Annotated in this window: 12 protein-coding genes and 1 pseudogene; 4 read left to right on the top strand and 9 right to left on the bottom strand. The window is 45.6% G+C overall.

The features are described from left to right. Positions 1-43 precede the first annotated feature (43 nt). Positions 44-214, bottom strand: a complete 171-nt coding sequence (locus UF75_RS28580) for a hypothetical protein (protein ID WP_156146544.1) — start codon at positions 212-214, stop codon at positions 44-46. Between the two features lie 214 nt (positions 215-428). Between UF75_RS28580 and UF75_RS20555 the strand changes: the two genes are divergently transcribed. Continuing rightward, on the top strand, positions 429-1,787 hold the full coding sequence (locus UF75_RS20555) for a 2-hydroxycarboxylate transporter family protein (RefSeq protein ID WP_052693491.1): 1,359 nt from the start codon (positions 429-431) through the stop codon (positions 1,785-1,787). 264 nt (positions 1,788-2,051) lie between these two features. Here UF75_RS20555 and UF75_RS29665 read toward each other — a convergent pair whose 3' ends face one another. The 3 genes from UF75_RS29665 to UF75_RS26530 form a co-directional block, all read right to left on the bottom strand. Then, the gene (locus UF75_RS29665; protein ID WP_207642492.1) at positions 2,052-2,222 is read right to left on the bottom strand and encodes a hypothetical protein; all 171 of its coding nucleotides are present in this window, start codon (positions 2,220-2,222) and stop codon (positions 2,052-2,054) included. Between the two features lie 122 nt (positions 2,223-2,344). Next, positions 2,345-2,875 (bottom strand): nitroreductase family protein, encoded by a 531-nt coding sequence (locus UF75_RS20550; RefSeq protein WP_045576425.1) that lies wholly within the window; start codon positions 2,873-2,875, stop codon positions 2,345-2,347. 320 nt (positions 2,876-3,195) lie between these two features. Then, positions 3,196-3,939 (bottom strand): TIGR04086 family membrane protein, encoded by a 744-nt coding sequence (locus UF75_RS26530; RefSeq protein ID WP_052693489.1) that lies wholly within the window; start codon positions 3,937-3,939, stop codon positions 3,196-3,198. A gap of 179 nt (positions 3,940-4,118) precedes the next feature. Between UF75_RS26530 and UF75_RS20540 the strand changes: the two genes are divergently transcribed. Together UF75_RS20540 and UF75_RS20535 are read left to right on the top strand one after the other, a co-directional pair. Continuing rightward, positions 4,119-4,868 carry a LysM peptidoglycan-binding domain-containing protein gene (locus UF75_RS20540; RefSeq protein ID WP_045576424.1) on the top strand — a complete coding sequence of 250 codons (750 nt, stop codon included), beginning with the start codon at positions 4,119-4,121 and terminating at the stop codon, positions 4,866-4,868. A 200-nt stretch (positions 4,869-5,068) separates the two neighbouring features. Continuing rightward, the gene (locus UF75_RS20535) at positions 5,069-5,935 is read left to right on the top strand and encodes a DMT family transporter (RefSeq protein WP_045576423.1); all 867 of its coding nucleotides are present in this window, start codon (positions 5,069-5,071) and stop codon (positions 5,933-5,935) included. On the opposite strand, the gene UF75_RS20530 is transcribed toward UF75_RS20535, so the two are convergent. Then, entirely contained in the window at positions 5,913-6,911 is a 999-nt protein-coding gene (locus UF75_RS20530) for a sodium:calcium antiporter (RefSeq protein ID WP_045576422.1), read from the bottom strand. The two genes, UF75_RS20535 and UF75_RS20530, sit on opposite strands and share 23 nt — an antisense overlap. Before the next feature lie 311 nt (positions 6,912-7,222). Here UF75_RS20530 and UF75_RS20525 point away from each other — a divergent pair, with 311 nt between their 5' ends. Continuing rightward, positions 7,223-7,759 (top strand): DoxX family membrane protein, encoded by a 537-nt coding sequence (locus UF75_RS20525; RefSeq protein ID WP_045576421.1) that lies wholly within the window; start codon positions 7,223-7,225, stop codon positions 7,757-7,759. A 425-nt stretch (positions 7,760-8,184) separates the two neighbouring features. On the opposite strand, the gene yihA is transcribed toward UF75_RS20525, so the two are convergent. From yihA to lonB, 4 genes and pseudogenes are all read right to left on the bottom strand, one after another. Continuing rightward, positions 8,185-8,790, bottom strand: a complete 606-nt coding sequence (gene yihA / locus UF75_RS20520) for a ribosome biogenesis GTP-binding protein YihA/YsxC (RefSeq protein ID WP_045576420.1) — start codon at positions 8,788-8,790, stop codon at positions 8,185-8,187. A gap of 29 nt (positions 8,791-8,819) precedes the next feature. Next, positions 8,820-9,047 carry a hypothetical protein gene (locus UF75_RS28575; RefSeq protein ID WP_156146543.1) on the bottom strand — a complete coding sequence of 76 codons (228 nt, stop codon included), beginning with the start codon at positions 9,045-9,047 and terminating at the stop codon, positions 8,820-8,822. 134 nt (positions 9,048-9,181) lie between these two features. Next, a complete protein-coding gene (lon, locus tag UF75_RS20515; protein WP_045576419.1) occupies positions 9,182-11,605 on the bottom strand; it encodes an endopeptidase La in 2,424 nt (807 codons plus the stop codon). Positions 11,606-11,739: 134 nt separating this feature from the next. Continuing rightward, positions 11,740-13,421: pseudogene (gene lonB / locus UF75_RS20510) on the bottom strand (ATP-dependent protease LonB); the annotation flags it as partial.

Raw genomic sequence — 13,421 nt, 5'->3', positions numbered from 1 at the left:
CTTTTTATAGTTCACCTATCTTCCTGCAAGCAAGATCCCGGTATTAACAATACGACGTTTCATACTCAGTTCCTCGGCTGTATAGCCAAGCGCTAATCCTATCAACATTTGCATTTACGGCCCGCTTGCCTTCAAGCTGATACATATCCAGTTGCATTTGACAGAGCGGGCAAGGGGTTACCGTACAGCCAGCACCACCCTCTAATGCACTCAAGTTAATAATTCCTGTTGCTTTCATCGTATCGTTTTTGCTGGTAAAAGACAGGATGGAAACCAGCTGCCTTGTTAGTTGAAAATACGACTTTTCTCTTACTTTAGTTATACTTTACTTTCTTTAGTTATAAAACAGTTAACATAATTAATTAAACTGTTTAAATTATTTGAAAAAACTTAATATGGAGAAGAAAATAAATTCAGGAGGTGCTTCTATGAGTTTGGCTATGAAAAAGGAAGTCCCAGATCCCAATTTGAAGTTGTCTGTCAATAAGGAAATCCCGTCTTCCAGTTTTTTCTCAAAGTTTGCAAGTGCAAAAGTTGGGGTTGTCCCCTTGCCTCTCTATCTGATCTTGGCGGCGGTCATATTTATGGCATCTATGTACGGTAAACTCCCTGCAGATATGATCGGTGGTTTTGCGGTCATCATAATTATGGGCATTCTTCTCGGGGATATCGGGCTTAAAGTCCCGATTTTAAAAGAAATTGGTGGCCCTGCCATTATGGCTATTATGGTTCCTTCGGTTATGGTCTATTACAATTTAATTAATCCTTCAGCCTTAAAATCTATTACGGCCGTCATGAAAACATCCAACTTCCTCTATTTGTATATTTCCGTCTTAGTCGTCGGCAGTATCCTTGGCATGAATCGAAAAGTTCTCGTTCAAGGCTTTCTGCGCATGTTTGTTCCTCTCATTGTTGGGACGGCTGCCGCAATTTCAGCCGGGTTGCTCGTCGGTACTTTGTTTGGCTACACCATCCACCGAACATTTTTCTTCATTATTATCCCTATTATCGGGGGAGGTATTGGGGAAGGTATCCTTCCACTTTCTATCGGTTATGCGGCTATTTTGAAAATACCCCAAGAAGCTCTTATCGGCCAACTTATTCCAGCGGCTGTTATTGGTAATATCGTCGCGATTGTATGCGCCGGATTATTAAAACGTCTCGGGGAAAAGAAACCGGAGCTTACAGGCAACGGCGTACTGGTCAAAACTGGAGATGACTCAGAAGTGTTAAACGCCAAAGGCATTGATAAACCGATTGACTTCCCTCTCATGGGAGCAGGATTGCTTATCGCTTGTGCCTTTTTCGTATTCGGTAACTTAGCGAGCCCGTTTATCGGAATTCCAGGCGCAATTATTATGATTTTCACCGCTGCAATCGTAAAGTATCTAAACATTATGCCCGCATCCATGGAACAAGGGACGTTTCATCTGTACAAGTTTGTATCTTCGAGTCTCACCTGGCCTTTGATGGTCGGTTTAGGCGTGCTATACACCCCTTTAAAAGATGTTGTTGCCACAGTGACTCCTGGCTACCTTGTGGTGGTTGCTTCAGTGGTTTTAGCCATGATCTCTTCCGGATATTTCATTGGTCGCTTTATGAACATGTATCCCATTGAATCTGCCATTGTCACAGGGTGCCACAGTGGTCTGGGTGGAACCGGAGACGTCGCTATTCTTTCTGCTTCCAATCGGATGGAATTGATGCCTTTTGCCCAGATCTCCACCCGAATTGGCGGCGCCTCGATGATTGTCCTTGCCACTATATTATTGAAACTCTGGCATTAGGGGACTTGTGTGACACAGCGCTCGGTGCTTACGATGCAGAGCAAACTAACCGTGTCAGCTCTTTCTCTCGGGAGCGGGGCGGAACACGAGTGAGTGTTCCACCATAAGCGCCATCCGCCGTCCATGACTCAAACAGGACGTTTGAGGTTAGAGCACCGCCATGGATGGCAAGGTGCCGTGATGGACAAGTGTCCCTGTAGCCCGAAGACACTGTCTTTGCACGTATTAACCTTCTTGCAGGACGGCGGGAAGAGACCTTGTGCGCTACCCCGTATCTGGGTCGCTTACACGGAAGTTTGCTGGTCTGCTTACGTAAAGACGTCGCGCTCGTGTCACACTGCGCCCCGGGCTTGGAGCGTAGAACGGAGCGTTGGTCACAAAAGCCCTTACTTCCTTAACAATCGCAGGAATGACCTTAAGCATGCTTCCGTTCAATGCACTGGCAGTTGGTTAAGTTTAAGCTTAACAAATCCGAATAAATTTGGGCAGTTCTTAACTTGTAAAGCAAGTCAAGAACTGCCCCATCTTCCTTTTCAGCACTTTAGAGCGAACCCCTATTATGCTTGACCCCATTTTTCATAAAAAACTATCTCTGCCATAGCCTTTCTAGGCCGCGGGCGTCGTTCTTCAGCAGCGTATCCTAACGGAGTCATCGCCACTACTCTCACATTTTCGGGAACATTTAAAGCCTCTCGTGCTTTCACCTCATTAAATAGACCCTGCCAGCAGGTCCCCAACCCTTGATTCGTTGCTGCTAACACCAAATGTTCCATCGCAAGTCCTGCATCTAGCATCATAAAGTCCTTGCCTTCCCATATTTCAGATTCAGCAGGCAGTGCGCATAGGACAATGACCATTGGCGCTCCCATCAAAGCTTTTCTTCCGGGATTACTCTCTGCCATACATTCAGCTAAAGCTTTACGCCCTGCTTCATCTCCGACGACAATAAATCGCCAGCACTGTAAATTTTTCCAGGACGGTGCTAACCGTGCTGATTCTAAAACATACTCTAATTTTTCGCGCTCAACAGGCTTATCGAGATAAGTGCGCAAACTCCGCCGGGCCTGAACCACTTCAAGAAAATCCATTTTTCAATCCCTCCTATATCGTTTCTTATTATTTTGTACCATGTTCTTATATTAGCACTATTCTCTCAGATAGGTTGTTTTCCTGCTTTCCTCAACCTATCGTCCCGAATTTTAGGGCTTAAAGTAAACCTCTGACTAAAAGGCCGCCCTCACACTTTTGGGACAAACAGCATAGTTTATAAAATCAGGCTCTCCTTATTTTCTTCTCATAAGGAGGTGATCATTTATGATCTGTCAAAATAATATATTGATTATTGGTCTAACACTGATAGCCCTAATTGCAACACTAGTCTTGCCAAAATAGCTAGCGTTCTAGCTATTTACTCCCACCATGGTCTCAAATCTATATTTTTGGAACCCCCTTTTTCCGAACTTACTTTCTCCGTATTTGCCTTTATTATACCTGCTTTATCCGCTCTCTCCCATTTCATATGATCATTTTCTAGTGCCTTAGCCTCCCATCTTTCGGGAACTCCAGAACTCTCAATGTCTTCATCCTTTGATTTCTTATTTTTATCCTCCCTATCCCAGGGCCACTCTATGTCTGAATCATCTTCGGAGTTTCTCTTAGCCCTTTTTATCTCTAGCGAATCATCCTTCGGTAAACCACCCTCATTATTCCAATCAAACTCGCCGCTGGCGTAGTCATTCGTGTCATAGCCCACATAAGAAGGCCGGAAAAATGATTGACTCGTTCTTGCGGCCCCTGCTCTCGTAACTGTCCCCTTAGTCCCTGCTCCAAACGCTCCTGCTACCAAACCAATTAAGGCACCCTCGCCAAGAATTTGCACGAAACCCCATCCCCGGATGGGTAGGAAAAGTGCTAGCAACAGGGTCCCTACAATTACGTAACCCGCTCCAGTGACCCCACCCATAAACCAAACACCACTTTCTTTTGCTGTTCGGTACCCTCCTACTAAACAACTTGCCAGAAGCCCAATATCCAGGAGTTTAGATACACTCAGACCACCTAATCCCATGGTATCCCAGATTATACCACCAAAAAGGGTTAAAACCGTAACCAGTAAAGCCGTTGTGATTCCCCTTAAAATAAAAGAACCCATCTCAGGACTCCTCCTCTTTGACATTTTTTCTCCATAGTTTTCAAATCATAGTTATTCTAATACCATTACTACGCTAAACTTGTCCAATACATTCCAATTATCATTCCATTTTTACCCATTATCATGTCTTCTCCTTTTTGAATATAGTGTGCTAAGCCATATTAAAAGGAGGATTCCTAATGGATTATGCACGATATACTGTACATGCAGGCGATACCATTTATAAAATTGCCAAGGCCTACAATGTCGAGATGGCAGAAATCATCCAGCTTAATCATTTAAAACACCCTGATCGCATCTATGCAGGTCAAGTTTTACTTCTCCCCATCCAAGAATCTCATGAACCTGCTGCCATGCAGATTCCCGAACCTACCTTTACATACGCCACTTGGCTATATGAGGCCTATGCGGGTAAGGATTCGGAATTAACCGCTATCACAACCTATCTTTATCAGGCCGTACTACTAGATCGCCCAGAGTTCGATGCCTTATTTCGACCGATTGCTTATGACGAAATGCGACATCTTGAAAAATTAGCGCTTTCCTTACGCTATCTAGGAGTTGATCCTAAATACGGGGCTTTTAGTAGTGGCCGTTGGGTGGAATGGAGAGCTCATTTTGTTAATTATACGAGCGACCTTTGTGCCATGCTGGACACAAACATTGCGGACGAAGCCGAAGGACATCGTCGCTATCTCGAACTCGCTCAAAATATCCCCATTCCAGAAATTCAATGTCTTCTTACGGAAATGGCTGCCGATGAAGAACGCCACTACCAACAATTTTGTCAAGCAAAGCTACAATATTGTGACGAATTAGCCCCATGTCCACTATCCCCACCATGTTCTCCTCCCCCGATCTATACCCCTATAGAGATTCCAGAACAAGTGATAGAATGTCCGCCCCCACATGAGGGAGGTAGGGGTTAGCAAAATTCTTCTTTTCAGATGGCCTTTGTTTCTGTATACTAATAATTGCGTAATCTACTGTAGCTTTACAGAGGTCGGATGTCAGAAGCCAGAGGTCAGAAGAGTCACTGTCAGTAAAATCTGTTCAAGCTCAGAAAGGCCGTTGCGTATTTTACGCAACGGCCTTTTTTATATCTAAAGAAAAGAGGAGTGGGACGTCGTTGAAGTTAAACAAAAGCCAATGGGCTGATTTTTCGTTACTTTTGGTTACCCTTGTTTGGGGGTCAACGTTTGTTATTGTAAAATGGGCAATTGAGGACCTTCCTCCGTTTCCTTTTCTTGCAATTCGATTCGCCCTAGCATTTATTAGTTTGCTGCCGTTTCTCTGGTTTCAAAAAGCTCACATTTCCAAAGGAACCCTCCTTAAAGGTGTAGCCTTAGGGGTCTTTCTCTTCTCGGGATACGCTTGGCAAACGGTTGGACTGCAATACACAACTGCCTCTAACGCTGGATTTATAACCGGTCTTTCTGTTGTCTTTGTCCCAGCCCTAGTCATTGTAACAACACGTAGACTTCCAAGCCCCGGCTTGCTCCTAGGTATCCTCTGCGCCCTAGTCGGTCTAGCCTTCCTCTCCCTAGGGGATCGTTTTCAACTCAATAAAGGTGACCTCATGATCTTGGCCTGTGCCATAAGCTTTGCCTTACATATTTTTTTAGTCGGGCGTTATGCCCCTCAGACAAATGCTACAGTTTTAGCCAGCGTACAAATTCTTACTGTCAGTATTTTAAGCGGCCTTTTTTCCTTCCTACTGCCACAGCCTTCCCTCTACTTTAGTTCCACTGCTTGGATAGCCTTATTGGTTACCGCCATTCCAGCAACCTCACTCGCCTTCTTTGCACAAACTAAAATGCAACAATTCACAACGCCCACTCATACCGCCCTTATATTTTCCATGGAACCCGTCTTTGCCGCCATCTCCGCATTTTTTTTCGCAGGAGAGATATTAACCACTAAAGGACTTATCGGTGCTGGATTGGTTTTAGCGGGTATGCTCATTGCTGAATTTACAGGCTCGAAAAACGAATGACTATAAAAATAAAAAGCGCGTAAAAGGCCCCCCCCATTAGAAGAGTACTCGGATAAATTACCCTTTTGTAGCGAAGTGAAAGATAAGGGATCAACGCTGCTCCCAAGGCAAGGAGTACACTACAGAGTGCCAAGCTATCCAGTTTCCAAGGTGTAAGAGCAATTCCGATAGCTGGTATCACAGAACTTTGAAACACCATGGCCCCGCTTAAATTCCCCATCGCTAAAGTATCTTTGCCTCGCCGGATCCAAAGAACGCTATTAAACTTTTCTGGTAACTCGGTTGCGATGGGAGTAATTATCAAAGAAAGCACAAAGACGGGAATTCCAAGATCTACCGCGATAGGCTGTACTGCATCGACAAACCGATCTGCCCCGAATACAATCGCAACTAATGACAAAGAAATTTGCACTAAAATCATGGCCATCGTCGGCTGAGGGTTCCGTATAGACACATATAGTGGTGCTAAGCTTTCGTGCTTACAGTCATCCTTACAGTCGCGCAGCGTTTGATATACATAGATTCCATAAGCTGTAACTAGAACTAAAGCTAAAGCATTTTTAAGTGCTTGAGTGGGTAAAAAGGAAGCTAAAATGGCCATTGAATAAACTATGAGAAAAAACTTCAGATCATGGTTTACAACATTAGCATCTATACGAAGCGGGAGATTCCTCCGACGGAATATTAGAGCGGAAAGTCCAGTGATAAAGAAAGCCACTGTTGCGAGCATAAATGGAGCACCAAGAATTGCCCCTATCCCAATATCCGCCCCCTCTGGGCCCACTCCCCCACCCAAAATGGCCATTATCGGAATCATAGTCTCAGGTAAGGCAGTCCCGACGGCCGCGAAAATACTCCCCACCGCTCCAGCACCCAGTTTGAGCCTTTGACCCAGCCACTCTATTCCATTGGTGAATGCTTCAGCCCCAATCAAAATAATCCCCAAACTCATCAATAATAACCCGATGTCTTTCAAACGTTACCCTCCCTCCTCATGCTTATCTCCTGAGGGTCAAGCACGCTCAACACTCTCACTCTTTAACTATACGAGGGGGAGATTTTTTTATGTATGAACTTAAGTTCCAATATCACTTACTTTTTATAGCGAATCAAACTATAACTCAACATCAGCATCTGCTGGTTAAGAATGATCAAATGTCTCCTCAAAAATTTAAAAAAATTATAATAATGTGATTTAGGTCACAGTTCTTTGTTTATAATTGATCTAAACTATGTTTAAGAGAAGGTTGGAAAATCAACCATAAATTACTAAGGAGGTAATCCATAATGCAAAATCCCATTAAAGCGACTATCGCATTATTTCTACGCCTCTATCTGGGGTATGCATTTCTAACCGCTGGAATTGGGAAATTTCAAACTGGCTTTAATTCGAGCTCAGTGAGCGGATTCTTAAAAGGAGGCCTCGCTCAAACACACGATGCCTTGCTTGCCACAAAGGGTGCTGCAGCAGCTGCTCATCCGAGTGTGACAGATACCTGGGGATGGTTGATCAGTCACGTTTTCCTTCCCAACGCCGGAATCTTCGCCCTGGTCGTAAAAAGTGGAGAAGTACTCATCGGACTTGGCCTTATATTAGGCTGCTTCACAACCTTAGCCGCACTCTTTGGAATGATGATGAACTTTGCTTTCTTACTCACAGGTACTGTTTCTACCAATCCTCAAATGGTTCTCGGATTTCTTGTTATCATCGCATTCGGCGCAGCCTCCTATCAGATTGGCCTAGATCGCTTCTTTATGAAGAACCTTACCTTAAAAATCCCTTACCTAAGAAAAGGTTGGTTTCGTACTCTTTTACCGCAATAACCATAATTTAAACACCAAAAAGCCGGAGTCCACTTTTAAAAGTGGCCCCCGGCTTTTTTCGCGATTTCAATCTTTATAACCTAATCTAGACGGTGCACATGAAATGTGCCGTCTCCCAAATCTTTCGTTCTTTCGTTCTTTCGTTCTTTCGTTCTTTCGTTCTTCCGTCCCTCGACCCAAGCTAGGGACGCAGAATGACACAGGCGCGACGTCTTTACGTAAGCAGAATAGCAAACTTCCGTTTAAGCGACCGACCCCAGATGCGGGACAGTGCACAAGGATGTGCACTGCCGCCAATGCGCCAAGGATGGCGCTTTTGGCACGATAGTCTCCAGTGTAGAGTATCGCCGAAGGATGAACCCCGCTCTCCTTAGCAGGAGCTTAAACGGTTAGTTTGCTCTGCGTCGTAAGCACCGAGCGCCGTGTCACTCAAGTCCCCCACCCTCACCTAAAATTTCTTCCAACGCCTCATTTAACTCTTCTTTTCCTACTCCGGACTGAGCAGAAAAAGGAAGGATCAGTGAGACATCTGGGATTTCTAAGGCTTTAGCAATCACGTTCAATTGTTTATGCCATTGTCCGCGTGCGATTTTGTCGACTTTAGTTGCCACCACCATGGTTGGAACCTGCATCGTACGTAACCACTGCTGCATTTCAATATCTTCAATACTTGGAGCATGGCGAATATCTACGATTTGAATTACGGCGCGCAAAGGTTCTCGCTTTTTCAGATAAGCCTCCATCATGGGTCCCCATTGGGCATTCACTGTCTTAGCGACCTTTGCATAGCCATAGCCCGGTAAATCTACAAGAAACCAAGCATCATTAACCCGGTAAAAATTCAAGGTTTGTGTCTTTCCCGGTGTGTTCCCCGTACGTGCAAGGTTTTTCCGTCCCAGAAAACTATTAATTAACGAGGACTTCCCCACATTTGATCGCCCAGCCATAGCTATCTCCGGCAACCCTCCGACAGGATACTGCTCGTATTTCACAGCAGAAGCAACATATTCGGCATTCTTAATAACTATCAAGGTCTCCTCTTCCTTTCGGAGTTAGTGTCTTAGCATCTTACGGAGATAAGTTTTCGTTGTGGGTCAGCGCCTTCGACGATAGTCGCCTGCTCTCGTAGGGGCAATTCATCAATTGCCCCTACAGGTTGTGGTCCCGTCCTCCCAGCCCAGAGGGTCGCGTCACACGGCGCGAACGCCTTTGCGTGAGTTGTAGCCAAACTCGGCTTTAAGCCGCTTTCATCGCAGGGCGGAACACAAGGACGTGTTCCGCCGGCCATGCGACACGGACGTCGCTTTGGCCGGGGACCCTGCCACTTTCATAACGGCTTAAAGCCCTAGTTTGGCACGACGAGCGCATGGCTGAGCAAGTGTGACGCGACCCTCCTCACGACGAACGCTAATGCAACCCTCTTTAGCAGGTAGGTGGTCGCTCTTCCGGACTTCGTTCTACGGCAGGCATTCCACTTGGTGCAAAAATTGTATTCATGGGAGGAACATCTCCAGCTCCTTCATCCGAGTGTGCTAGTGGAAGAAGAGCAAGGGTTAGGACTTCCTCAATACGGCTGACAAAGTGAAATTCTAGTATCTTGCGAATGTTTTCTGGAATATCCTCAAGATCCTTACGATTTTCCTCGGGAAGAAGTACGACTTTGATACCTGCCCGATGTGCGGCCAGAACCTTTTCTTTGACCCCTCCGATGGGTAAAACGTTTCCGCGCAAGGTTATTTCTCCGGTCATAGCGAGGTCTGAGCGCACAGCACGTTTTGCCAAGGCAGACGCAATTGCAGTGGCCATCGTGACACCCGCTGAGGGTCCATCCTTAGGTGTGGCACCTTCTGGAACGTGAATGTGAAGGTCAGTCCTATCGTAAAAATCCTCTTCAATTCCAAGTTGACGTGCATACGCTCGCACAAAAGTCCACGCTGCTTGAGCAGACTCCTTCATGACATCTCCTAATTGACCCGTTAAGGTCAATCTTCCTTTTCCGGGCAAAGGGGTGACTTCAACCGTCAGTACAACTCCACCAACTTCCGTATAAGCCAGTCCTGTTACCGCCCCAATTTCTGGGGCCTTTGCTGCCACTTGGAAATGATAACGAGGTGCACCTAACGCAGATTCCAGATCCTCTATGGTCACGGTATGCGGTTCCCATTCTTTTTTCACCCAGCGGATGGCTATTTTTCGGCAGAGATTGGCGACTTGACGTTCGAGCCCCCGCACTCCGGATTCTCGCGTATACCCTTGGACCAGTTTAAGTAGGATATCCTCGTCCAGGGTAAAAACGTCCTTGTCCAAGCCATGCGCTTGCATCTGCTTCGGCACAAGATAGCGCTTAGCAATATTAACCTTTTCATCTTCTGTATAGCCGCTAAGCGTGATGACTTCCATGCGATCCAACAATGGACGAGGAATCGTGTGCAAGGTATTGGCCGTCAACACGAAAAGGGTTTGAGATAAATCAAAGGGGACTTCCAAATAATGATCTGTGAAGGTACTGTTTTGCTCTGGATCCAGAACCTCCAAGAGAGCGGAAGCTGGATCGCCACGGAAATCCGAAGTCATCTTATCAATCTCATCTAGAAGAAATACCGAATTGCGGGTTCCGGCTGTCCGAACCCCCTGTATAATTCGTCCAGGTAAAGCCCCTAAATAAGTGCGTCGGTGACCTCTAATTTCAGCTTCATCCCGTAACCCACCTAAAGACATGCGCACAAATTTCCGATTTATAGCTCTAGAAATAGATTTGGCTAACGAGGTCTTTCCAACACCAGGAGGACCTACCAAACAGAGAATAGGACTTTTCATTTTAGGCGTTAACTTACGGATTGCCAAGAACTCCAGAATCCGTTCCTTGATCTTCTCCAGTCCGTAGTGATCTTCATTTAAAATTTGCTCAGCTTTATCTAACTCGATCTTATCTCGAGATGCCTTAGCCCAAGGAAGTGCAAGCAACCAATCTAAATAAGTACGCACCACAGTACCCTCTGCAGAAGACGGAGGCATTTTTTCTAGGCGTTCAATTTCTTTGAGTCCCTTTTGCTCAACTTCTTTAGGGCACTTAGCCTTGGCGAACTTTTCTCGGTATTCGTCCGCCTCCACTTGACGTTCGTCTTTGTCCCCTAGTTCCTTCTGAATGGCCTTCATTTGTTCACGTAAATAGTATTCTTTTTGAGCTTTATCCATTTGCTTACGCACGCACTGACCAATACGTCGTTCTAATTCCAGGATTTCAATCTCACGCATAATCAGTTCCGTTAACCGTTCTAAGCGTAATTCCACCGATATTGCTTCCAAAATCGTTTGCTTATCTGGGACTTTCAGACTTAGGTGGGACGCGACAATATCCGCTAATTGCCCCGGTTCCTCCACTGCTAAGACTGTTCCCAGAGTTTCTATGGGAACGCGTTTACCGAGTTTAGCGTATTCCTCAAACTGATGCGTCATACCCCGAATTAGCGTTTCAATTTCTGGGGTTAGAGATTTCTTTTCCTCAACAAATTCCTCGACGCGCACTATGAAAAACTCGTCTTTCTCTAAAAATTCAAGTATGCGACCCCGTGAAATTCCTTCCACTAAGACACGCATCGTGCCACCCGGAAGTTTTAAGAGTTGCTTGATTTCTGCAACTGTACCCATATCATATAAATCATCTTGGTTGGGCGAGTCAATCTCAGTTTCCTTCTGAGATACTAAGAGTATAATTCGATCCCCGAGCATGGCCTGTTCAATAGCTGCCATAGAACGTTCCCTACCAACATCGAGGTGAATAACCATATATGGAAAAACAAGAATCCCACGTAACGGGAGCAAAGGTAATTCACGTTCTTTGATCATAGATATGCCCCCCTGTAAAAGTATGCCAACAGTAACATAGTTACTCAAAATGCAGCCCAGAATATCCTTCTGAGAGTGTAAAGATACAAAAATGACACACTAGAGTTAGTGTGCCAAACTTATCATTAACTATTCTAACATGTTTTGCCCTGTTCAGGCAAATTCACAGCTTTGTTCGGGACTACTTTGTTGACGACAAAATCCAATCTGCTTAAGACTTCTTCCAGCGGAGGGCGCATCTCAGGCTTTTCCAGTTTGATGTTAGATACCAAGGCAATTTCTAAGACTTGAGTGAGGTCTTCCACCGGAATGATCTCAATTCCACCCTTTAACTCAGCAAAACGTTCCTGCCAATTTTCTTTGGGTATCAGTACCCGCTTGCATCCAGCTTGTTGAGCTGCTTCAATCTTAGCCGAAACTCCACCAATTGGTTTAACTCGACCACGGATGGAAAGCTCTCCTGTCATGGCTAAGTAATTATCCACCTTTTGCTGTCGTATGGCAGAAATTGTCGCTGTGGCGATAGCTATCCCAGCCGAAGGTCCATCCACTGGCCCCCCACCCGGGAAATTAACATGGATATCAAAATTTCGAGGTTCGATGCCCATTTGCCGTCTTAAAACCGTCAGAACATTTTCCACCGAACTCCGAGCCATGCTCTTGCGTCGAAATTTCTTTCCTTCGCCCCCTTGTTCTTCTTCTTCAACAATTCCTGTCACTAGAAGTTGTCCTGTGCCCGCTACTACTGGAAGCGCAGTGACTTCCAATTCTAAGAGTCTGCCCATATTGGGTCCGTGAACAGCCAAACCATTAACGACTCCAATATTAGCCTCGGTCGGAACTTTCCGATCGGGTCGTGGTGTGTATTGACCCGTGGTGACAACCCATTCAACTATTTCCACGTCCACCTGTGGCAAGTGATCTGTTAATGCGACCCCGGCGGCCAGTTGGACCATATTGACCGCTTCACGACCATTGGCGGCAAACTGTTTGATGACATCAATTGCTGCTGGGGTAATAGGCATTTCCATTTTTGCTGCCGCGACCCTTGCGATTTCAGAAACTTCATCGGGAAGCAATCCCCGGAAGTAAACCTCCATACACCGTGAACGGATGGCCGGCGGAATTTGTTCCGGGCTGCGGGTCGTCGCTCCTACAAGGCGAAAGTCTGCAGGTAGGCCGTTTTGGAAAATATCATGAATATGTTGAGGAATATTCAAATCTTCAGAGCTATAATAGGCACTTTCGAGAATCACTTTGCGGTCCTCTAAGACCTTGAGTAATTTGTTTATCTGAATGGGATGAAGTTCCCCAATCTCATCAATAAACAAAATCCCGCCGTGTGCTTTGGTGACTGCTCCTTGTTTAGGTTGTGGAATCCCTGCTAATCCCATCGCGCCTGCTCCCTGGTAAATGGGATCATGCACTGAACCAATTAAGGGATCCGCGATCCCACGCTCATCAAAACGCGCAGTTGCTCCGTCAATCTCCGTGAAATGGGCATTTGCTTTAAAAGGCGAATTGGGATTTTTCTTGGCTTCCTCCAAGATTAATCTCGCCGCAGCAGTTTTCCCCCACGCCAGGACTTCCATAAAGCAAGACATGCTGTGGATTTGGACCACATAAAGCTGCGCGCAAGGCTTTGATGCCCTCTTTTTGCCCGATGATCTCATCGAAGTGAACTGGGCGAGTCCGTTCGGACAAAGGGGTGGTTAAGGCAATCTTGCGCATAGTTTGTAATTTTCAAGTTCTTTCCGAGATTCTCGTTCAACGGAGACTTTATTTCCCTGTTGGGATTTTAGCATCCCCCAAAAAA

This window comes from Desulfosporosinus sp. I2, from assembly GCF_000960765.1.
Taxonomy (GTDB): Bacteria; Bacillota; Desulfitobacteriia; order Desulfitobacteriales; family Desulfitobacteriaceae; genus Desulfosporosinus.
This window is presented reverse-complemented; position numbering and strand designations above follow the sequence as displayed.

Bases quoted from the DNA above. Each gene is read 5' to 3' on its own strand.
- UF75_RS20555 (WP_052693491.1), top strand. From the start codon at position 429: ATGAGTTTGGCTATGAAAAAGGAAGTCCCAGATCCCAATTTGAAGTTG.
- UF75_RS20550 (WP_045576425.1), bottom strand. From the start codon at position 2,875: ATGGATTTTCTTGAAGTGGTTCAGGCCCGGCGGAGTTTGCGCACTTAT.
- UF75_RS26530 (WP_052693489.1), bottom strand. From the start codon at position 3,939: ATGGGTTCTTTTATTTTAAGGGGAATCACAACGGCTTTACTGGTTACG.
- UF75_RS20540 (WP_045576424.1), top strand. From the start codon at position 4,119: ATGGATTATGCACGATATACTGTACATGCAGGCGATACCATTTATAAA.
- UF75_RS20525 (WP_045576421.1), top strand. From the start codon at position 7,223: ATGCAAAATCCCATTAAAGCGACTATCGCATTATTTCTACGCCTCTAT.
- UF75_RS28575 (WP_156146543.1), bottom strand. From the start codon at position 9,047: ATGGCCGGCGGAACACGTCCTTGTGTTCCGCCCTGCGATGAAAGCGGC.
- lon (WP_045576419.1), bottom strand. From the start codon at position 11,605: ATGATCAAAGAACGTGAATTACCTTTGCTCCCGTTACGTGGGATTCTT.